The following is a 21,026-nucleotide window of genomic DNA, read 5'->3' as shown; positions in this document are numbered from 1 at the left end:
CGCTTGACGCATTTTCACTGACGTGAAGTGTTCCTATGCCGCATAAGCCGACCACACCGCCCCGCCCGAGGCCGAGCAAAATCCGCGCGACATACGCCGTGGCGCTGGTCCTAGGCATGCCATTACAGGGATGCACACTGCATGGCGCGCCCTCCCACGAGATCTTGGGCGCGTACTTTCCCCTCTGGCTTCTGGCCGGCATCATCGGCCTGGTCGCCGCATTGCTGGCCCACCGCGTCAGCGTCGCCATGCGATGGTCGCAAATCCTGCCGCTCCAGCTCTCGGTCTTTCTGTCGATCGGTGTCACCGTGGCCGTACTCGTCTGGCTCCTGGGAGCGGGACAGTGGCTATGAAAATGGCCGGTAAAAGCAACGCTCCACTCCAAGGGCGCCTGATCGCGATGGCGATCATCCTGATCGGCGTCAGCGTCGCTTGCTACGCCATCTACCGCTCATCGCAATTCCCCTCGACCGACGACGCGACCATCGATGCCGACGTCGTCCACGTCGCGACACCCGTTGGCGGACGCATCGTCAAGCTTGCCGTACAGGAGAACCAACGCGTCGCCAAGGGCGACGTGCTCTACGAAATCGACCCCGTTCCCTATCGACTTGTGCTCGCCCAGGCCCGAGCCGATCTCGACCTGGCGCGAGCCTCGCTCGACACACGGCAGAAGACCCTCTACAACGAACGGGCCAACGCCTCGATTGCGGACGACCAGACCAGCAAGTCGATGCATAACTACGCGCTCACGACCCGCAACGTCGAGCGCCTTGCACCACTCGCGGCCAAGGGCTACGTATCGCAGCAACAGCTCGATCAGGCGCAAGTCGCCCAACGCGACGCCGAACTGTCAGTGAGGCAGGCAAAGGTGCAGAAGGCGGCCAGCGCACAGAGTGTCGGCGACGAGGCAGGCGCGCTGGCGACGGTTCGTGCACGCGAAGCCGCCACCGCTCTCGCGCAACACAACCTCGACGACACCGTCGTGCGTGCACCGCACAATGGCTACGTGACGGGACTTGCCGTACTCTCGGGAGAAACCGTCGCACCCGGCCAGTCGCTTTTCACGTTGGTGCACGCCGACGAGTGGTTTGCCGTCGCCAACTTCCGTGAAGGGGCCCTCTCGCATATTCAGGTTGGCGATTGCGCAACGGTCTACTCGATGATCGATCGAAGTCAGGCCATTTCCGGCAAGGTCGTTGGGATCGGCGCCGGCATCTCCGATGCCGGACGCATCAACCTGCCGCGCGCACTACCGATTGTGCAATCGTCGGTGAATTGGGTACGCGTGGCGCAGCGATTCCCGGTGCGCGTTGAACTGCATGAGCCAGCCGAACGGCTGGTCCGAATCGGTGCCAGCGCAGTCGTGGAGATCAGCCATGGCGCTGCCTGCCGGTGATCTGCGGCGTCCGGGGTTCGACGATCTGTTGAATTGGCTTGCCCCATTTCCGGGGCGCGCCGCAACGGCCACACGGGTCGCCATCATCTGCGTGCTGACGACACTCGTTGCGACGGCCTATGGCACGCCCGAAGCGGCGCTCTCGGCCTATGTGGTCTTTTTCCTGATACGGCCCGACCGTGTCACGAGCATTGTCACGAGCGTGGCGATGCTCGTGCTGGTGAGCATTGTCATTGGATTCGTGCTGCTCGTCGCCACGCTCGTGCTCGACAACCCGATGGCGCGGGTCGCATCCATCGCCGGGCTCTCGGCAGTCCTGCTTTTCATCACATCCGCCAGCAAGCTCCGCCCTGTCGGCGCGATTATCGCGATGATCGTCGGCTTCGCGCTCGACAAACTGGGGAGTGTGCCGCTTGGCGAAGTCGCCACGCGCGCGTTGCTGTATGCCTGGCTGATGGTTGCGATTCCGATGGGTGCCACGGTCTGCGTGCAACTTGCCATCGGTCCCTCGCCGCGCAAGCTCGCCGGCAATGAACTCGCGAGGCGACTGCGAATTGCCGCCCGCATGCTACGCGATCCCGATGCACCACGCGACGCGCTCGACGACTGTCTGAGCGCCGGCGACGAGCAGATCGGCAAGTGGCTTAAACTCTCGGTGCTCGAAGGCTCATCGGCACGCGCCGACGCCGCTGCGTTGCGACAGGCGACATCGGCCACGTTTGCCATTCTCGTCGCTGCCGATCTGGTCGGCCGTGAACCGGCGGCGCGACTGTCCGCAACGTTTACCGAGCCATTGGCGAGCTCACTCGAACGCATGGCGCGGATGCTCGAGGCAGGCGGCTATCCGGTCGACATTGCCCCCGCCGACCTGGCGCTGCCGCCATCCGATGTGCTCGCCCCGCTCGCACGCGTGGCCGTCGGCCATCTGAGCGACGCCATCAAGGACTTCACGACCGTGGTCGCGCCAGCGGCGACGCCCGAAGCCATGCCATCGACGCGCAGCCAATTCTTCCTGCCCGACGCGTTCTCCAATCCAGACCACATTCGATATGCGCTCAAAACCACGGTCGCCGCCATGTTCTGCTATTTGCTTTACTCGCTGCTGGACTGGCCCGGCATTCATACCTGCTTCATCACCGTCTATATTGTGTCACTCGGCACCACCGCCGAGACCGTCGAAAAACTGACACTGCGCATCGCCGGGTGTATCGTCGGCGCGCTGGCAGGTACCGCGATGATCGTATTCGTGATGCCTGGGCTCAGCACGATTGCGGGCCTGCTGAGCGTGGTTGCCATCGGTGCGTGGTTATCGGCGTGGATCGCGTTTGGCTCGCCGCGGATTGGGTATGCGGGCTTTCAGGTGGCGTTCGCCTTCTTCCTTTGCGTGGTACAGGGCCCGGCACCTGCGTTCGATCTGACGATCGCGCGGGATCGCACCATCGGCATCCTGCTTGGTAATGTCGTGGTCTGCCTGATCTTCACCCGCGTGTGGCCTGTGAGCGTCGCCGGGCGAGTCGATGCCGCCCTTGTCGAGTTGCGGCAACGTTGGCAAGCCTTGACGGCGATGTCATCCCCCCGCCTCCGGCGTGCGCAGGCCGCAAGCGCGATAGCCCGTCGAGGGGCGTTACAGAACGACGTTGCGTGGACGCACTACGAACCGTCGTGGGTAAGCCCTTCGCAAGATTGGACGATGGCACATCGACGCATGTTGGCCGAACTCGAGGTGCTCGAAGGTCCGATGACGCTGCTGAGTGAGCGGCATACCGCTGACACGGGCATCGGCGACTGGTTGAAACGGCTCGACCTCAACGTTGACCGGCCCGCCAGCATCGCGACACGCCATACGACTGCTGCGGCACCCAAGTCGCCGGCTTCATCGCCCGCCGATCAGGAGCGTCTATCGTTGCTGATGCTTGGCGACGCGCGCCTCATCCAACTCGACCCCACCGCGCACGAGGATGATGCGGCGAAGGAGCATGTTCCCCATGCGTCGGCTTGATCCGCCCACCTTGAACCCGATGCGGGCAGTCACCGCCGTGCTGGCGATGACTGTGCTTGCGGGATGCGCAACGTCGTCGCTCGACATGGCGCCTCAGCGTCCGGATCGTCCGTGGCAACCGAGCACCGACGCATCGGGCGCGATCCGGCCCGGCGCACCGGTACTGGCGAGCCATTATCCTGGCACTTACCGGCTGCCCGCCAACCCCGAACTGGCCACCGTCTCGCCACCGCCGCCACTTGAGCCGGACCACGCCTACACGCTGCCCGAACTCATCGATCTGGCGCAGACGTCGAACCCTGCGACACGCATCGCCTGGAACGACGCGCGCAACGCCGCGCTGGTGGCTGGCGTCGCGAAAAGCGCCTATCTGCCGCAATTGTCGCTGGCCGCGATGGGGCAATACGCCGCCGCCCACAATTCGACATCCAGCGTGCTGGGTGATTCGTCGGCCAGCGTGTCTACGCATGGATCGACGTCGGTGTTGGCGCTGCAATGGCTGCTGTTCGACTTCGGTGGACGGGCAGCTCGCGTTGAGGCCGCGTCGCAGGCAAGCGCGATGGCCAATATTGGGTTCACGGCGGCCCATCAGCAAGTGGTGTACGACGTCAGCGTCGCCTTTTACACCTATCAGGCGGTGCGAGCGCGAGTCGCGACGGCAAAGCAAGGGCTTCAAAATGCAGGCGCTGTGGTGGATGCCGCCAAGTCGCGATACCGGCGTGGCATCGGCACAGTGATCGAAGTGGCGCAAGCGAACCAGAACTATGCGCAGGCCAAGCTGGCCCTGGTGCAAGCGCAAGGCGCGCAGAGCAACACCTACCTGACACTGATCTCTGCGATGGGCATCTCGCCACTGTCGAAGCCGAAGATTGCCGACATGCCGGTGCACGCGCTCGCGCCCACGTTGCGTCAGCCGGTTGAACAGATCGTTGCGAGCGCGATTGCGCGTCGGCCGGACGTACTGAGCGCCTACGCCGCCGAGCGCGCGAACCTCGCGAAGATTCAGGCCGCGGAGTCGGAATTCAAGCCCAAGGTCTTTCTGTCAGCGTCCGGCGTCTACAACACCGGCAGTTCCTCCCTGTCGGCCGTGCCCGCCATCGGGCAGCAGTTGCCCACCGTCAACCTGAGCGGCGGCCGATACGGCGGCAGCGTGATCATCGGCGTCTCGATCCCCATCTACGACGGCGGCCTGCGCTCGGCAGCCCTCGCCCAGGCGAGAAACGACGCGGACAGCGCGAGCGCCCGCCTCGAGCGCAGTCGTGAGGAGGCGGTGCGACAGATCGTCGGCGCGCAGAATACGCTTCAGAACAGTCTGACGGCAAACGAGGCGGCGAAGGCGTTGCTGACGGCGGCGCAAACGACCTACGACGCCGCATTCGACGCCTATGAACACGGTGTGGGCTCGGTCACCGATGCGCTGCTCGCCCAGAATCAACTCTTGTTCGCCAGGAACGCGTACGCGGACAGTTACAGCAACGCACTGTCCGCTGCCGCGGCGCTCGCGCTTGCAACGGGGACTATCGACTAGTCCGTTGGCTTCGTCGCGTCGCGGCGGGTGGCGGCGGGTGGCGATGTCCGAGCGACGGGTAGACAAGTGCTATATTGCGACCAGACCTCCTAACCACTCTGCGAAAGCAAACGTCGAATGAAGGGATTTTCAGGCAAGTCCGCCAGGGTGACGATCGGTGCGTGGCTAATGGTTGCGGCAGGTGCCGCGCTCTCGCAGACGAGCGCATCGCCCGCCGACGCCTCGGACGCGCGCGCGCTTGAGAAGCTCGCGCGCGAGCGCAATTGCATGACCTGCCATGCCGTCGACCGGACGTTGCTCGCGCCGTCCTACCGGGACATTGCCAAACGTTACGAAGGTCAGCCTGGCGCCGCCGCCGATCTTGCACGAACCATTGCGGACGGCAGTCGCGGTAAATGGGGAAGTATTCCGATGCCCGCCAGCCCACAGCTCGCCCCGGGCGAGGCGAGCCGTCTGGCACGCTGGATTCTTGGCCTCGGACATTGAGGCGTCGGGCACTGAGGCCTCGGATGCACGGCCGTAAGCGTTGCTGCGCGTTACAGCAAGGCCCGTCGGCAACCACCGCCCCTCGAGCGCTACGAACGAACCTGCTTCGCGACCTCTTCGATCACCGCCTGCCGGATTCGGTCCGGCAATTGCGCTTGCAAAGCGTCGGCGACCTGCTTGCCGATCAGTTGCACCAGCCAGGACGTCTGATCGATCAGTGCGTCGTGACAGCGGCGCTCCACCATCGTCGTGATTTCATCGGCCAGTTGCAGCGTGAGCCGGGCACTCACGCGCTCGGCAAACACCGCGACATCGGCCGGCACACCCAGCTCGGCTGCCGGCGCGGCCGGGTCAGCATCCGGCACCGGCGTTGCCTCCCCGGGGGCGAGCACTTCGGTCAGCGTGGGAATGCCGGGGTCCGTGCGCTCGGGCTCATTCGTCACGATCCGCCTCTCTGGTCGTAATTGTTGAGGGTGTAGCCGCGATCGCGGTAGAAACGATAGCGTTCGCGCGCACCGGACAATTCGTCCGGCGTGTCGCCCACGATCTCAACCACGCGTTCGAAGCGTGCGAAGTGCGTCGGCACGCTGCCCGCCAGATTCAGCAGCACCTGATGATGCTGCACCTCTTCATCGAGGGCGGCCAGCACGACGGGTGTCTGCGGGGCAAGCGGGTCCTGGGTGAAGCAATGCGGCACGAATTCGAGCGGCGAGAACGTCCACAGCGTCTGGTCGAACGCGCGCAGCACGTCGGGCTCACCGACGACCACGAGCGTTTGTCCGGCGCCGTAGACCTTGCGCGCGAACCGGCACGCGTAATCGAGCCGGTTCGCCACGTGCGTGTGGAAGTCGACGCGCGTCACCGGGCTTCGCGATCGATCAGGAATTGCGTAAGCAACGGCACCGGACGCCCCGTCGCCCCCTTGGCCGCCCCGCTCTTCCATGCCGTGCCGGCGATGTCGAGGTGGGCCCATTCATACTTCTCGGTAAAGCGCGACAGGAAGCAGGCTGCCGTCACGCTGCCGGCCGGGCGCCCGCCGATGTTCGCCATGTCGGCGAAGTTCGACTTGAGCTGCTCCTGATACTCCTCCTCGACCGGCAAACGCCAAGCCGTGTCGCCCGCCGTGCGACCGGCCGCGAGCAGTTCGTCGGCGAGCGCGTCGCTCTTCGAGAAGAGACCCGTGTTCACGTGACCAAGCGCGATGATGCAGGCGCCCGTGAGCGTGGCGACGTCGATCACGGCGGCCGGCTTGAAACGCTCGGCATAGGTAAGCGCGTCGCACAGGATCAGGCGGCCTTCGGCATCGGTGTTGAGCACTTCGATCGTCTGGCCGGACATGCTGGTCACCACGTCGCCCGGCTTCGTCGCACGCCCGCCCGGCATGTTCTCCGTGGCCGGCACGATGGCGATGACGTTGAGCTTGAGGCCCATCTCGGCGACAGCACGCATCGTTCCGAGCACAGAGGCCGCGCCGCACATGTCGTACTTCATCTCGTCCATGCCCTCACCGGGCTTGATCGAGATGCCGCCCGAGTCGAACGTCACGCCCTTGCCGACCAGCACGATCGGAGCCTGCTTGGCGGCGCCGCCTTCGTACTTGAGCACGATGAACTGCGGCGGCTGCACCGACCCCCGGGCGACCGACAGGAACGAGCCCATCTTGAGCGCTTCGATCTGCTTCGGCCCGAGGATGTCGGCCTTGAGCTTGAACTCGCGCGCGAGCTTGCGGGCCGTATCGGCCAGATAGGTCGGCGTGCAGACGTTGCCCGGCAGGTTGCCCAGGTCCTTGGTGAGCGCCATGCCGTTGGCGATCGCCTCGCCGTGCCTGGCCGCGACCTTGGCCGCCTTCAGGTCCTCGGGCGCCACCGCGAAGAGCACCTTGCGCAGCGCCGTGTTGGCCGGCTCGGCCTTGCTCTTCATCTGTGTGAAACGGTAGGTCGCCTCGCGCAGGGCGAGGATCGAGGCGCACACGGCCCAGGCGGTGTCCCGCTTGGCCACCGCGGCTTGCGGCAGTGTCCAGATGGCATCGGACGCACGCGACGCCAGCACCGCGCGCGCGGCGGCGCGCGCGGCTTCGTTGAAGCCCTTGGGCGAGAACTGGTCTTCGCGGCCCAGACCGACGAACAGCACACGTGCCTGGCTCCATCCGGCGACCTCATGCAGCATCAGCGTGCTGCCGAGCTTGCCATCGAGTTCGCCACGCTTGACCATGCGGGCGAGCAGGCCCTTGCTGACGACGTCCAGCGCCTTGGCGAGCCCCGCGAGCGGCTGTTGCTCGAACACACCGACCACCAGACACTCCGTCTTGGCGTTGGCAAGGCCGGCCTGACCGGCCTTGGTCGAATCGAAGGCTTTTGTGCTAAAGTCCATCGCGCTTTCCTCGGGTAAAATTCGTACGATCCGCAATTATCCGCTTTTTTCCCCGCTCGCCCAACCGCGAGAGCACCCCAATCGCCATCACATGATTTTTCAGCGTTCCCTGCAGCGCGAGCTGAACTACACCGCCGGGGCCGTCTTCATGGTGCTGATCACCGTCATGCTCACCACGATGATGATCCGCATCCTGGGCTTCGCCGCGTCCGGGAAAGCCGACCCGCGCGACGTCCTCGTGCTCATCGGCCTGGCCGTGATCGGCTACCTGGCCATCATTCTGATCGTGACGCTGTTCGTCTCGATTCTGTTCGTGCTCACCCGCTGGTACCGCGACTCGGAAATGGTCGTGTGGTTCGCCTCGGGCCTGTCGATCACCCACTTCGTCAAGCCGGTGCTGCGCTTTGCCACGCCCTATCTGGCCGTGATCACATTCTGCGCACTCGTGGCCTGGCCGTGGGCGAACCAGCAGATCTCCGCGCTCGAAGCCCGCTTCGCCCAACGCGACGACGTCTCGATGATCGCGCCGGGCCAGTTCCGCGAAAGCGCCGCGAGCCACCGGGTGTTCTTTGTCGAGACCGTTTCGCCGGACGCGACCAAGGTGCACAACGTTTTCGTCTCCGGCACCGAGAACGGCAAGGTCAGCGTAGTCGTCTCGAAAGAGGGGCATATCGAAACGGCCAAGGACGGCAATCGCTACATCGTGCTGGAAAAGGGCCGTCGCTACGATGGCGTGCCCGGCCAGCCCGATTACCGTGTGATGGAGTTCGAGCGCTATGGCGTGAAGATCGACAACCCGGCAGCCGCGCCAACCGACAACACCCCGACCAAGGGGGTACCGACCCTGCGCCTGTTCCGTGAAATCCAGAACCCGATCTTCCGCGGCGAGATCGTCTGGCGTATCGGCCTGCCGCTGCTCGCGCTCGCGCTGGTGTTGCTCGCCGTGCCGCTGGCCTATCAAAACCCGCGCCACGGCCGCACCGTCAACCTGATCATGGCCGTGCTCATTTACCTCGCGTACACCAACCTGCTGAGCCTCTCGCAGGCGTGGGTGGCGCAAGAGCGCATGCCGCTCGCCATCGGCGTGTGGTTGTTGCACGCGCTCGCCATGGTTGTCATCGTGCTGCTTTACCTGCGCCGCGTGCGCTTCCGTGGGCTGTTCGGACGTCGTCGTCTCAGCCGGTCCGGCGGGATGCCTGCATCGGGAGGGATTCGCTGATGCGCATCTATGAGAAATACTTTGCTCGCCAGATCTATCTGGCGTTCCTGTTCGTGCTGCTCGCGTTCGTCGGTCTGTTCGTCTTCTTCGACCTGGTGAGCGAACTGGGCGACGTCGGCCGTGGGGGATACCGCTTCCAGCATGCCCTCGCCTACGTGCTGCTGTTCGCGCCGCAGCGCATGTACGAAATCATTCCGGTCGCCGCGCTCATTGCCGCCATCTATGTCTGCGCACAACTGGCGGGCAACTCGGAGTTCACGATCTTCCGCGTCTCGGGGCTCTCGACCGGTCAGGCGTTGCGCTCGTTGCTGAAAATCGGTTTCCCGATTGTGCTGATCACCTTCGTCATTGGCGAGTACGTCGCACCGAATGCCGAGCAACTCGCGCAGAAGATTCGTCTCGAAGCGCTGGGCAGTTCGGTCTCGGCAGGGTTTCGCTCGGGTGTCTGGGTCAAGGACACCGTCGATCAGGACGGCTCGCGCGTCACCCGCTTCATCAACGTCGGCACGCTCAATCCCGACAACACCATTGCCAACGTTCGCATTTACGAATTCGACGACAAGTTGCGTCTCGACAGCGTGCGACTGGCCAAGCTGGGGCAGTTCGAAGCGCCAAACTTCTGGAAGCTGACAGACGTGTCCGAAACGGTCTTCAGCGCAACGGACGATACCTCGGCCGGCACCGATCCGCTGCGCGCCCTGGTGCAGAGCAAACAGGTGCATATCGCCACGGTGCAGATGCGCTCGGAACTCACACCGCAGATCCTGTCCGTGCTGATGGTCTCGCCCGACAACATGGCCATCGGCAGTCTTTACAGCTACATCGGCCACTTGAAGGAAAACCAGCAGAACACCGACCGCTACAGCCTCGCGCTCTGGCAGAAGCTGCTGTATCCGTTCGCCGTCTTCGTGATGATGGCGCTGGCGCTGCCATTCGCCTATTTGCACGCGCGCGCCGGGGCCATCGGCCTGAAGGTGTTCGGCGGGATCATGCTCGGCATGAGCTTCCAGTTGATCAACAACCTGTTCTCACACCTGGGCTTGCTCAACACCTGGCCGGCGTGGTTCACCGCCGCGTTACCGTCGTTACTCTATCTGGTGCTCGCCATCGCGGCGTTGCGCTGGGTCGATAAACACTGAGCCGCCGATCATGTCCAGCAAACCCGGCATCGTCCTGTTCGCCCACGGATCCCGCGACCCGCGCTGGGCCGAACCGTTCGAGCGTCTGCGCGACAAGCTGAGCGCCCGGCGTCCCGACGCCGACGTTCGGCTAGCCTTTCTGGAACTGATGACACCGAACCTCGGAGACGCCGTGGCGACCATGACATCGCAGGGAACGTTCGATATCACGTTGGTGCCGGTCTTTTTGGGCCAGGGTGGCCACGTGAGGCGTGATCTTCCGGCGCTCGCCGACGCTTGCCGCGCCGCCCATCCCCAGCTCGACTTGCGCGTGAGCGCCGCCATCGGCGAGGACGACACAGTGCTCGACGCCCTCGCCGACTATTGCGGCAGGATGATGGACGGCAGCTGAGGGAAATCGCCTCATCTCGGCAGGGCATCGCCAGAATGAGAAAACGGCGTCACAGGGTGAACTGTGACGCCGTTTTGCGTAAACCGTGACCGGCACCAATGACGCTGACTGACGCTCGGGGGCGATCGCCGTCAGGCCGCCATCGCCGCCTGCGTCGCCCACTCGTGCAACGATGCGGCATCCGCATGTGCGAACGCCTCGCCGATGAGCAGGACACTCGGCTGCGACGCGTCGAACCACGACGCCGCCAACCCTTGGCGAACATCGTCCAGCGTAAGGCGCACACGTCGCTCGCGCGATGTCGTTGCGGCCTCCACGATCGCCACGGGTGTCGCTGCGGGCTTGCCGGCCGCGATCAATTCCACTGCAATGCGCTGGGCACTGTCTCGTCCCATGTAATAGACGAGCGAATCGGCCGACGCCTGCGCCGCGATCTTGGCCGACTCGGGCGCACGGCTTTGCGTGGCGAAGGCCACACTGCGGGACACGCCGCGCAGCGTCAGCGAACGCCCCAGCGCCGCCGCACTGGCCAGCGCCGCCGTAATGCCAGGCACGACTTCCACTGCAATGCCTGCCGCCTCCAGCGCGCGCAACTCCTCGTCGGCGCGACCGAACAGCATCGGATCGCCGCCCTTCAAGCGCACCACCAGCGCGTGGGTCCGCGCGTGATCAATCAACTGCTTGTTGATGAAGTGCTGCGCACTCGATTGCCTCCCGCAACGCTTCCCGACAGCAATGCGCTTGGCCTGCGGGCACAACGCCAGCATCTCGGGTTCGATCAGCGCGTCGTGCAGCACCACGTCGGCCTGAGCCAACAGTCGTGCGCCGCGCACCGTGATCAGATCGGCCGCGCCGGGGCCCGCCCCAACGAGATAGACCTTGCCCGGCGCCGTACCGGTTTGCGAGGAAGTCACCGTCATGATGTCGCCATGGTTCGTGAGGATTGGCGCCGGCCCCATCCGGGGGACCGTGCGCCGGGTAACGCAATATGCAATACGCAATAATTACGCCGCGAGGCTGCGGATCATGCCCGCTGCCACCGTGTGGTGCGTGGCTTCGTCGATCAACACGAACGCGCCCGTAGCCGGGTTCGCGTCATAGGTGTCGGCGGCCACCGGCTTCTGCAAGCTCAACTGCACACGGCCGATGTCGTTCATGGCGAGGGTCGCCTTGTCCGTGCCGTGCAAGAGCGTGCTGACGTCGAGCACCGTGTCCACGCTGCCGACCTTCACGTACACCGTGCTGGTCGCCTGCTTGAGCAGGTATTTGCGCTGCGGCGCGAGGGCATCCTCATCGAACCAGCACACGTCGGCAGCCAGTTTGCGCGACGGCGCCAGCGTGGAGGCGCTCGCCACCAACGTGTCGCCGCGCGACACATCCACGTCTTCCGTCAGACGAATCGTCACGCACTGCCCCGCAAACGCTTCCTCGAGCAAGCCGCGCGGCCCGATGATCTCTGCGACGCTCGCCGTGCGGCCTGCCGGCAACACGCGCAGCGCCTGACCGACACGCACCGAACCCGATTCCACGCGCCCCATGTAGCCGCGGAAGTCGTCGGCATGAGCGCCGTCCTGACGCGCCACCAGTTGCACCGGGAAGCGCAGTTCGCCGCCCGACTGCGCGACCGGCAGCGATTCGAGCATGTCGAGCAACGGTTCGTCCTGATACCACGGCATGCGCTCGCTCGCGTACACGATGTTGTCGCCCTTGAGCGCGGAGACGGGCACGAAGCGCACGTCCGCCAGCCCCAGGCGCTGCGCCAGATCCAGATAGGCGGCGCGAATGGCGTTGAACGCTGTCTCGCTGTAGTCGATCAGGTCCATCTTGTTGATGGCGACAATGACGTGCTGAAGGCCCAGTAGTTTGACGATGGCACTGTGGCGCTTCGTCTGCGCAAGCAACTCCGTGTGGCCGTCGACTTCGGTCACGCGCGTGGCGTCGACCAGAATGATCGCGGCATGCGCCGTCGATGCCCCCGTGACCATGTTGCGCGTGTACTGCTCGTGGCCCGGCGTGTCGGCGATGATGAACTTGCGACGCGCGGTCGTGAAGTAGCGATAGGCGACGTCGATGGTAATGCCCTGCTCGCGCTCGGCTTCAAGGCCGTCGGTGAGCAGCGAGAAGTCGATGTCTTCGCCGGCGGTACGTTTGTGCTTGGCGCGTGCGATGGCGGAGAGCTGGTCGGTCAACACCGACTTGCTGTCGTACAGCAGACGGCCGATCAACGTGCTTTTGCCGTCGTCGACGCTGCCTGCCGTGATGAAACGCAGCACGCCGAGGTCTTCCAGATGCGGGGTGAGGCTCATGATGTCTTGACTCGATTGCGTGGCCCCTGGCGCGGCGACTCTGCGCGCCCGGCGGGCCGATGTGTCTGTACTTAGGGCGGATGGCGGCGGTTCGGCGCCTTAGAAATAGCCCTGCTTTTTGCGCTGTTCCATCGCGGCTTCCGATGCCTGATCGTCCATGCGGGTGGCGCCGCGCTCGGTGATGTCGGTCACGGCCGTCTCGGCAATGATCTCCACCGGGCTGGCGGCAACGCTGGCAACCGGGCACGTGCAACTGATGTCTCCGACGGTACGGAAGCGCACCGACGCCAGTTCGCTCGACTCGTCGTCCTGCTTCGGCGTGAGCGGCGTGACCGGCACGAGCAACCCGTTGCGACGCACGATTTCGCGCTCATGCGCGTAGTAGATCGACGGCAGGTCGAGGTTCTCGCGGGCGATGTATTGCCACACGTCCAGTTCGGTCCAATTCGAGATCGGGAACACGCGCAGGTGCTCGCCTTTGTGCAGACGCGCATTGAACAGGTGCCACAGTTCCGGACGCTGCGCCTTCGGATCCCACTGACCGAATTCGTCGCGGAACGAGAAGATGCGCTCTTTTGCGCGAGCCTTCTCTTCGTCGCGGCGCGCACCGCCGATCATGGCGTCGTAGCCGTGTTCGGCAATGGTTTCGAGCAGCGTCACGGCCTGCGCCGCGTTGCGCGAATCGTTCTCGCGACGCAGGCGGACCGTGCCGCGCTCGATCGAATCTTCCACATGACCTACGACCAGTTCGGCACCGAGCGCCTTTGCGTGACGATCGCGGAACTCGATCACTTCCGGATAGTTGTGACCGGTGTCGATATGGACGAGCGGGAACGGCAGTACCGTCTTGCGGTTCGGGCCAAGACCAAAGGCCTTGAGCGCCAGGTGCAGCACCACGACCGAATCCTTGCCGCCCGAGAACAGCAGTGCGGGTTTGCGGCACTCCGCCACGACCTCGCGCAGGATGTACATCGATTCGGCTTCGAGCCAGTCCAGATGATCCATACGCGAGCCGTTGGCTTGCGCGACTTCGTGCATCGCACCCATAGTGTTCCCTTCCTTGATGATTCCGAAATTTCCGTGATTCGATTCGTCACGATGCGTCGCCGCTTGAGATCGTCACATCGTCATATGTCTTGCGGGTTCGCCTGATCCGCCTGCGCCGTGCCCGATGCCTCAGCTCGACTGCACGGACACCGGGATCTGGCTCAGGTTGCTTGCATGCAATCCGCATTCCTTGCTGTCGCGCGACTCCCACCACCAGCGCCCGGCGCGGCTGTCTTCCCCCGGGCGGATGGCACGCGTACACGGCTCGCAGCCGATGCTCGGGTAGCCGCGCGCATGCAGCGGGTTGACCGGCACGTCACGCGCCGTCAGATAGGCCCACACCTGCGCTTCGGTCCAGTCGAAGATCGGGTTGTACTTGGCGATGCCGCGGGCATCGTCGTGCTCGGCGAACGCCAGGTCCTCGCGCGTGACCGACTGCTCGCGTCGCTGGCCGGTGAGCCAGGCGTCGGCGTCGGCCAACGCGCGGCCCAGCGGCTCGACCTTGCGAATCTGGCAGCATGCCTTGCGCAGGTCCACACTTTCATAGAACGCATTCGCACCGTGCTCGGCCACATACGTCTCGACGGCATCGGCCTGCGGCGCGTACTGCGCGACGTCGTACCCATAGCGCGATTTGATCTGATCGAGCATGCCCAGCGTCTCGGCATGCAAACGCCCGGTATTGAGCGTGAAGACGGTGATCGGCAGTTGCTGGCGCAGAATCACATGCGTAACGAGCATGTCTTCAGCGGCCAGACTGCTGGCAAACTTCACATTGCGATGCGAACCCGCGATGCGGGCGAGGCGCTCGGCCAGCACGGCTTCCATCTCGTCGAGCAGCGCCATGTCCTGATGCTCGGCATCGGCCCCGTTCGACGGTGTAGTCGCTTGCGTGGGTTCCCGGCGGGATTCGTTTCGCATGTCGCGAACTCCTTGTTGTCTGTGTGGGTCAGCCGACCAGCTTCACTGCCGCGAGCGTGAGCGTTGCCGCCAACGCCCCGCGCACCACGCGCTCGGGCAGATGACGGGTGAGCTTTGCACCCAGCCAGATCCCGGGCAGCGAGCCGATCAACAGACTGCCGAGCAGTGCCCAGTGCACCGTCCCGAGCCAAATATGACCCAGCGCCGCAATGGCCGTCAGCGGCACCGCGTACGCGATATCGGTTCCGGCGACTTCGGCCGGTTCCAACTGTGGGTACAGCATCAGAATCAGCGTCGCGCCAACGGCACCGGCGCCAATCGAGGAAATCGTGACGAGCACGCCGATCACGGCGCCCACCAGCACGGTGGCCGCGACTTGCTTGCGGCCCGTCAACTGCCAGTTCGGGTGGGTGCGCAGCGCCGCCAGCAGCTTGGCGCGGAACAGCAGCGAGAGCACCGTGAGCAGCACCGAGGCCGCGATCGTCAGCTTGATGACATGCAGCGCCGCGTCGTCGATGCCGCCCAGGCGCTTCAGGACAACGATCGTCACCAGCGCCGCCGGCAAGGCGCCGAGCGTGAGCCTGCGCACGATGTGCCACTTCACGTGGCCGTGTGAGCGATGCGCGACCGTGCCGAAGCTCTTGGTCACCGCCGCAAACGCCAGATCGGTACCGACCGCGACCGGCGCCGCGTAGCCCAGCAGCAGCGTGAGCAGCGGCGTCATCAGCGAGCCCCCGCCGACGCCGGTCAGACCGACCAGCAGGCCGACGCCAAATCCGGAGAGGGGTTCGAGCCACAGCGACATGTATGACGTTCCTGTTGGTGCTTAATGCCTGGCGGGAATAACGTTATCGAAACAGTGGCACCCACTGTAATGAAAACGCTATATACTTCAAACGAATTAAAAATTGTTTGTATATTTTCGAAAGTTATACAAATGAACCTGCACCAGTTCCGCTTCGTGCGCGAAGCCGTTCGCCAGAATTTCAACCTGACCGCTGCCGCCAAGGCGCTGTTTACCTCCCAGCCGGGGGTTTCGAAGGCCATCATCGAGCTGGAAGAAGAGCTTGGGGTGGACATCTTTGCCCGGCATGGCAAGCGCATCCGCAATCTGACCGAGCCCGGGCGCATCATTTTCGAGTCCGTCGAGCGAATCCTGCTGGAGGTGGAGAGCCTCAAGCGGATCGGCAAGGACTACGCCGCGCAGGATCAGGGCAGTCTGGCGATCGCCACGACGCATACGCAGGCGCGATATTCGCTGCCGCACGCAGTGGCCGAGTTCAAGAAGCGGTATCCGAAGGTGCGGCTCTCGATCTTGCAGGGGAGCCCGACGCAGATCGCAGAAATGGTGCTGCACGATCAGGCGGATCTGGCCATCGCGACCGAAGCGATTGCCGGCTATAAGGATCTGGTGTCGCTGCCTTGCTATCAATGGCAGCACGTGGCCGTGGTGCCGCCGGATCACCCGCTGCTGCAACTCCCGTCCGTCGGCATCGAGGATCTGGCGAAATATCCGCTGATTACTTATGACCCCCAATTCGCCGGCCGCGCCAAGATCGATCAGGCCTTCGCGCTGCGCCATGTCCAACCGGACATCGTGCTCGAGGCGATCGACGCCGATGTCATCAAGACCTATGTCGAATTGGGTCTTGGCGTGGGGATTCTGGCGGGGGTGGCGTTCGATCCCGAGCGCGACCGTAACCTCCGGGCGCTCCAGGTCGGGCACCTCTTCGGCACGAACGTGACGCGCGTCGCCCTCAAACAGGGCGCCTATCTGCGCGGCTACGTGTTCACGATGGTCGAACTGCTCTCGCCGATCCTGACGCGCAAGCTGGTCGAGCAAGCCTTGCGCGGCGAACACGAAAGTTACGAGCTTTAAGCCCTCCAGGGGCGTTGGGGAAACATAGCGCGCCGACGCCCGGTCACCGGGCGTGCCGCCCCTCGCATTCCGAGGTGAGCCTGGCACTATTTTTCTTCGCTGGCCGAACGCAAGCGGTGCGGTATGCTTACGCGATTCGATCAACAGGAGACCCCATGCGCTCACCTCTTCGCGGCATCCGCCTGTCGGGCGTGCTGCTTGCCCTGACCCTTGCCGGTGTTGTGACGGCGGCTCGCGCCGATATCACCGTCGGTATCGATCTGTCGTCGACCGGCCCGGCGGCCGCCATCGGTATCGCCAGCAAGAATGCCATGCAGCTTTGGCCCGACCATATTGGGGGGCAGAAGGCGCACTACCTCTTTCTTGACGACGGCACCGACCCCGGTACGGCCGTGAAGAACGCGCGCAAATTCATCAGTGAGAACAAGGTCGACGTCATCGTTGGCCCGAACATTACGCCGAGCGCACTGGCCATGCTCGACCCGATTTCGGAGGCCGAGACGCCGATGATCACCCTGATCGGTTCGGCCGTCGCCGTGGAGCCGCAGGATGCCAAGCGCCGGTGGGCCTTCAAGATGGCCGCGAACGATTCGGCGATGGCCGACGTGATGACGCGCTACATGGCTAACCACGGGATCAAGACGGTAGGCTTTATCGGCTTTGCCGATGCCTACGGCGAGAGCTGGTGGAAAGAGTTCTCGAAGTTTGCCGAACTTCGCAAGCTCAAGGTCGTGGCCCAGGAGCGTTTCAACCGCACGGACACGAGTGTCACGGGCCAGATCCTGAAGCTGATGGCGGCCAAGCCTGACGCTGTCCTGGTAGCCGGATCGGGCACGCCGGCGGCGTTGCCGCAGCGCACGTTGCAGGAGCGCGGGTATGCCGGGAAGATCTACCAGACGCACGGCATCGCCACGTACGACTTCGTTCGCGTGGGGGGCAAGGACGTGGAAGGCACGCTGTTCCCGACTCAGCCGGGTGTGGTTGCCAAGACGTTGCCGGCCGGGCATCCGGCGCGCACGGCGGCGTTGGCGTTCACCAAGCAGTACGAGGCCAAATATGGCCCCGATACGGTCACGCAGTTCGCCGCCGACGCCTATGGCGTATGGGATCTGCTCAACGACGCCGTACCGCGCGCCGTGAAGGTGGCGGCACCGGGCACGCCGGCATTCCGTGTGGCGCTGCGCGATGCGCTCGAATCCACGCACAATCTCGCCATTCCGAACGGCATCATGAATCTCAGCCCGAAGGACCACGTGGGGCTCGATCAGCGTGCCAGCGTGATGGGGCAGATCAAGAACGGAAAATTCGTCTACGTCTCGAATTGATCCCGGCATGACGACATACACCATCGCGTTTATCGGGCTGGGCGCCATGGGCGGCCAGATGGTTCGTCATTTGATGGCCGCGGGGCATCGGTTGCACCTCTACGCGCGCCGGCCTGAGGCTGCGGCCCCGTTCGTCGCGCAAGGCGCAGAAGTGTTCGCAACGCCCGCGCAGGCCGCCGCCGATGCGGACTTCGTCGTGACCAACGTCACGACGACACAGGACGTGGAGGCGGTGCTGCTTGGGGCGGATGGCGTGGTGCATGGGGCGCGGGCGGGCGCGATCTGCGTGGATCACAGCACGATTTCGGCGGAGGCGACGCGGCGTATTGCCGCGCGCCTGGCGATTCACGAGATTGTGCTGGTGGATGCGCCGGTGTCTGGCGGGCCATCTCGCGCGGCCGACGCCTCGCTATCGATCATGGTCGGCGCGTCGAATGACGTCTTCGAGAAGGTCAAGCCCCTGTTGTCCGTGTTGGGCACGACGATCACGCATGTGGGCGACGTGGGGGCGGGTCAGGTGGCGAAGGCGTGCAATCAGATCGTGCAGGTGATCAATATCCAGGGCATTGCGGAGGCGATGCTGTTCGCGGCGCGCAACGGCGTGGATCAGGACAAGGTCATCGAAGCGATTTCGCAGGGGCTGGCGGGCAGTCGAATGCTCGACATGATGGGGCCGAAGATGGCCCATCGCGACTTTGCGGCGGGCATTGAAGCGCGCCTGCACGACAAGGATTTCGCGATGATCCTGGACGCCGTGGCCGACGCAGGGCTCTCGCTGCCGGCGCTGTCACTGGTGAAAGCCCAGCTGACGGCGCTGATGGAGCGCGGCTGGGGGCATGACGACACGTCGTCGCTGCTGCGCGTGCTCGAGAGTCAACAGCAAGTTCATTGAACACCCACGGGGCGGGCTTGTGGCCGGGAGAAATTTCGGTCATAATCTCGCCTTCGTCCGGTGAGCCGTTAGGTTCATTGAACGAGTCACGCTGCGACACCGCTCGGTGAACGCACACCTGCCCAGGTGGTGAAATTGGTAGACGCAGGGGACTCAAAATCCCCCGCCGCAAGGCGTGCCGGTTCGATTCCGGCCCTGGGCACCACAGTGATTTCAAGGCATTCGGCGATTCCGCCCTTTTCTGCCCTGCTCCACAATTCGTATTTGGCTCCGCAAAACCGGTTATTGGGTCGGTTCAACCTTGTCGCCCAGTCGGTCACGCACGTAGTGTTCGGTCATCGCAAGCGGCCTGTGCCCCAACTGCTTTTGCGCTTGACGAATGCCCCCGGTCGCCTCCGCTTTATCGGTTCCAGCCTTGGTGGAATGACCCAGCAGAACCTGCTCAGGTCAGGCGGCTAAAGCAAAGGCCTCGGCCGGGGTCATCATCTTCAGCGCGTGGCGCGGCCGCCGATGGTTGTAGAACTGGATCCGGTCGCCGATTACACGGCTGGCGTGCTGCGGCGTAGCAAGGCGCGAGGGTGAATCCAGAATTTGCCGATAACGGCCCACCGCATTGGATGGGCCGCAATCCAATCTATCTCACCAATCGCGGTTTCTCACCCCGCCTCGCCGCGTGAATAATGACGTGCGGGCCCATCAACGTATCCGTCGCCACCATCGCTTCTGCGAACGTCTCAAAGTAAATCGCGTGCTCGGGGTCGGACACATGCGCTCGCCTGATTTCTCCTGCTCGCTCGTCCCACGCGTAACCGAGGTACTTCTTGTATTCGTGGAACCAGACAACATGCCCCTCGCGCGTCAACGACTTGGGGAGGTCGAACCCGCCATCGCCTTGACCGCCGATTTCTTCGTCCTTCCCGCCGCTCTTGTTTGAATCACTCATCAAAATCTCCTGACATGTGAATAAATTTAGCCGCGCTAACGACTGACTTCATCATCGCAGGAGTGCCAAACCTTGCGTTTCAGCAACTTCCGAATATCCGAGCCTATACGTCGACACTCGAAAAGTTTCGACGCGCTGCGAAAACGTTTGTGACGTATAAGAGGCGAAACGAAGACGGGCTGACGGAATCACGGTGAACCCACGACCCTAAGGCACGAATTTCAACATCATTCGATGCCACAGTTGTGCCACTCACGTCGATGGAGGTGGCATATGCGCACTACTTGCGTAGGGCTGTAAGACTACAATGCGCGGGACAAGCTCGCCGTCCATCGATGGCATCCGGCGCAAAGGTTTCCCGCAGGAAAAATCAAAAAGTGCCCCCCACTTATCCGTGAACTTCGGAGGTTTCGTATGGGGTTGGCATTGCTTTCCCTTGCCCTGCTTGTTGTCATGGTGCTGATGTTGGAGACGGTTCGACCGCGCAAACGCAGGGCGGGCATCGCCATCGACTCGACCGCGTACTACGCCGTGAAACCGCTCACGAAAACCGAGCAAGCGTTCTATCGGCTGTTGGTCAACAGCTTGCCCGGACACATCGTTCTGGCACAGGTCGATATCAAGCGAATCGTCCGAACCAAGCGCGGCAAAAGCCATTCGCACTTCAACCGAATCGCGCAACTATCGGTGGACTTCCTCGTCTGCACCCCTGACTTTTCAATCGCTGCCGCAGTTGAGCTGGATGACCCGTCGCATGAGGGAAAGCAACAACGAGCGCGGGACGCAAAGAAGGAGCACGTGTTGAAGGCAGTCAATGTGCGCCTCGTGCGATTTGACGTCAGGCGCTATCCTTCAGAATCGGCCATTCGACAAGCGATTCTGGGAAGCACCAACGGCGCCGGCGATCTGAAATTCGCCGCATGACCCGCGACCCGAAAGGGGCGTCTAGATCCGCCCCGCCTTTGCCCACGGCATCCACGACTACGATCACGGCCGCATCAGGCTCGAGCCAGCCAGAAGGGCTAAGTTCCGTGCGGTACAGAACCCGGCCCTTACCGCCATCACTTCCCCGTCCAACTTTACGGGGTCAGTTCACCGTCACCGGCCTGCCGCGGCGTTGAAAATGCCAGGCGTCATCCCTGCTACGCCGCTACGCCGCTTCGCCGCCACACGTCGGGGCAA

At 63.8% G+C, this 21,026-nt stretch carries 21 protein-coding genes and 1 tRNA gene; 13 read left to right on the top strand and 9 right to left on the bottom strand.

Translation table 11 applies throughout. The features are described from left to right. Positions 1-116 precede the first annotated feature (116 nt). The 5 genes from OYT13_RS05475 (at position 117) to OYT13_RS05455 (ending at position 5,412) form a co-directional block, all read left to right on the top strand. Positions 117-353: a YtcA family lipoprotein gene (locus OYT13_RS05475; RefSeq protein WP_268567388.1), complete on the top strand. Its 237-nt coding sequence runs from the start codon at positions 117-119 to the stop codon at positions 351-353. Next, complete coding sequence (gene mdtN, locus OYT13_RS05470) at positions 350-1,399, top strand: multidrug transporter subunit MdtN (RefSeq protein WP_268567387.1); 1,050 nt, start codon at positions 350-352, stop codon at positions 1,397-1,399. Before OYT13_RS05475 ends, mdtN begins: the two co-directional genes overlap by 4 nt. Beyond that, a complete protein-coding gene (locus OYT13_RS05465) occupies positions 1,380-3,398 on the top strand; it encodes an FUSC family protein (protein WP_268567386.1) in 2,019 nt (672 codons plus the stop codon). The genes mdtN and OYT13_RS05465 overlap by 20 nt, the downstream gene beginning before the upstream one ends. After that, positions 3,385-4,926, top strand: coding sequence for a TolC family protein (locus OYT13_RS05460; protein ID WP_442796456.1), 1,542 nt, complete (start codon positions 3,385-3,387; stop codon positions 4,924-4,926). The genes OYT13_RS05465 and OYT13_RS05460 overlap by 14 nt, the downstream gene beginning before the upstream one ends. A gap of 117 nt (positions 4,927-5,043) precedes the next feature. Then, complete coding sequence (locus OYT13_RS05455; RefSeq protein ID WP_268567385.1) at positions 5,044-5,412, top strand: c-type cytochrome; 369 nt, start codon at positions 5,044-5,046, stop codon at positions 5,410-5,412. An 89-nt stretch (positions 5,413-5,501) separates the two neighbouring features. Here the strand turns inward: OYT13_RS05455 and OYT13_RS05450 are convergent, their stop codons facing one another. Genes OYT13_RS05450 through OYT13_RS05440 form a run of 3 tightly spaced genes read right to left on the bottom strand, consistent with a single transcriptional unit; the run spans position 5,502 to position 7,782 of the window. After that, positions 5,502-5,855, bottom strand: a complete 354-nt coding sequence (locus OYT13_RS05450; RefSeq protein WP_017235578.1) for a DUF2486 family protein — start codon at positions 5,853-5,855, stop codon at positions 5,502-5,504. Then, complete coding sequence (locus tag OYT13_RS05445) at positions 5,852-6,274, bottom strand: DNA polymerase III subunit chi (RefSeq protein ID WP_017235579.1); 423 nt, start codon at positions 6,272-6,274, stop codon at positions 5,852-5,854. The genes OYT13_RS05450 and OYT13_RS05445 overlap by 4 nt, the downstream gene beginning before the upstream one ends. Further along, complete coding sequence (locus tag OYT13_RS05440) at positions 6,271-7,782, bottom strand: leucyl aminopeptidase (protein ID WP_268567384.1); 1,512 nt, start codon at positions 7,780-7,782, stop codon at positions 6,271-6,273. Before OYT13_RS05440 ends, OYT13_RS05445 begins: the two co-directional genes overlap by 4 nt. Positions 7,783-7,873: 91 nt before the next feature. Here OYT13_RS05440 and lptF point away from each other — a divergent pair, with 91 nt between their 5' ends. The 3 genes from lptF to OYT13_RS05425 are packed head-to-tail and all read left to right on the top strand — an operon-like array spanning position 7,874 to position 10,531. Beyond that, positions 7,874-9,001, top strand: coding sequence for an LPS export ABC transporter permease LptF (lptF, locus tag OYT13_RS05435; RefSeq protein WP_017235581.1), 1,128 nt, complete (start codon positions 7,874-7,876; stop codon positions 8,999-9,001). Continuing rightward, on the top strand, positions 9,001-10,140 hold the full coding sequence (lptG, locus tag OYT13_RS05430; protein ID WP_268567383.1) for an LPS export ABC transporter permease LptG: 1,140 nt from the start codon (positions 9,001-9,003) through the stop codon (positions 10,138-10,140). Before lptF ends, lptG begins: the two co-directional genes overlap by 1 nt. Before the next feature lie 10 nt (positions 10,141-10,150). Further along, positions 10,151-10,531, top strand: coding sequence for a sirohydrochlorin chelatase (locus OYT13_RS05425; protein WP_268567382.1), 381 nt, complete (start codon positions 10,151-10,153; stop codon positions 10,529-10,531). A gap of 131 nt (positions 10,532-10,662) precedes the next feature. Here the strand turns inward: OYT13_RS05425 and cobA are convergent, their stop codons facing one another. From cobA to OYT13_RS05400, 5 genes are all read right to left on the bottom strand, one after another. After that, positions 10,663-11,451 carry a uroporphyrinogen-III C-methyltransferase gene (gene cobA / locus OYT13_RS05420; RefSeq protein ID WP_268567381.1) on the bottom strand — a complete coding sequence of 263 codons (789 nt, stop codon included), beginning with the start codon at positions 11,449-11,451 and terminating at the stop codon, positions 10,663-10,665. Between the two features lie 84 nt (positions 11,452-11,535). Next, positions 11,536-12,837, bottom strand: a complete 1,302-nt coding sequence (locus tag OYT13_RS05415) for a sulfate adenylyltransferase subunit 1 (protein ID WP_261939049.1) — start codon at positions 12,835-12,837, stop codon at positions 11,536-11,538. 99 nt (positions 12,838-12,936) lie between these two features. Further along, entirely contained in the window at positions 12,937-13,884 is a 948-nt protein-coding gene (gene cysD, locus OYT13_RS05410; RefSeq protein ID WP_017235586.1) for a sulfate adenylyltransferase subunit CysD, read from the bottom strand. A 129-nt stretch (positions 13,885-14,013) separates the two neighbouring features. After that, positions 14,014-14,730, bottom strand: coding sequence for a phosphoadenylyl-sulfate reductase (locus OYT13_RS05405; protein WP_268567852.1), 717 nt, complete (start codon positions 14,728-14,730; stop codon positions 14,014-14,016). Between the two features lie 103 nt (positions 14,731-14,833). Next, positions 14,834-15,610, bottom strand: a complete 777-nt coding sequence (locus tag OYT13_RS05400; protein ID WP_017235588.1) for a sulfite exporter TauE/SafE family protein — start codon at positions 15,608-15,610, stop codon at positions 14,834-14,836. Between the two features lie 132 nt (positions 15,611-15,742). Here OYT13_RS05400 and OYT13_RS05395 point away from each other — a divergent pair, with 132 nt between their 5' ends. The 4 genes from OYT13_RS05395 to OYT13_RS05380 all read left to right on the top strand — a co-directional run bounded on the left by OYT13_RS05395 (position 15,743) and on the right by OYT13_RS05380 (position 19,106). Then, positions 15,743-16,684 (top strand): CysB family HTH-type transcriptional regulator, encoded by a 942-nt coding sequence (locus OYT13_RS05395; protein WP_017235589.1) that lies wholly within the window; start codon positions 15,743-15,745, stop codon positions 16,682-16,684. A gap of 155 nt (positions 16,685-16,839) precedes the next feature. Then, positions 16,840-18,009: an ABC transporter substrate-binding protein gene (locus tag OYT13_RS05390; protein WP_017235590.1), complete on the top strand. Its 1,170-nt coding sequence runs from the start codon at positions 16,840-16,842 to the stop codon at positions 18,007-18,009. Between the two features lie 7 nt (positions 18,010-18,016). Beyond that, a complete protein-coding gene (locus OYT13_RS05385) occupies positions 18,017-18,901 on the top strand; it encodes an NAD(P)-dependent oxidoreductase (RefSeq protein WP_268567380.1) in 885 nt (294 codons plus the stop codon). Positions 18,902-19,021: 120 nt separating this feature from the next. Then, positions 19,022-19,106: transfer RNA gene (locus OYT13_RS05380), tRNA-Leu, on the top strand. 429 nt (positions 19,107-19,535) lie between these two features. Here OYT13_RS05380 and OYT13_RS05375 read toward each other — a convergent pair. Beyond that, positions 19,536-19,844, bottom strand: coding sequence for a hypothetical protein (locus OYT13_RS05375; RefSeq protein WP_150563156.1), 309 nt, complete (start codon positions 19,842-19,844; stop codon positions 19,536-19,538). A gap of 414 nt (positions 19,845-20,258) precedes the next feature. On the opposite strand from OYT13_RS05375, the gene OYT13_RS05370 reads away from it, so the two are divergent. Then, a complete protein-coding gene (locus OYT13_RS05370; protein WP_268567379.1) occupies positions 20,259-20,768 on the top strand; it encodes a DUF2726 domain-containing protein in 510 nt (169 codons plus the stop codon). Positions 20,769-21,026 lie beyond the last annotated feature (258 nt).

This window comes from Pandoraea sp. XJJ-1, from assembly GCF_026802345.1.
Lineage (GTDB): Bacteria > Pseudomonadota > Gammaproteobacteria > Burkholderiales > Burkholderiaceae > Pandoraea > Pandoraea cepalis.
This window is presented reverse-complemented; position numbering and strand designations above follow the sequence as displayed.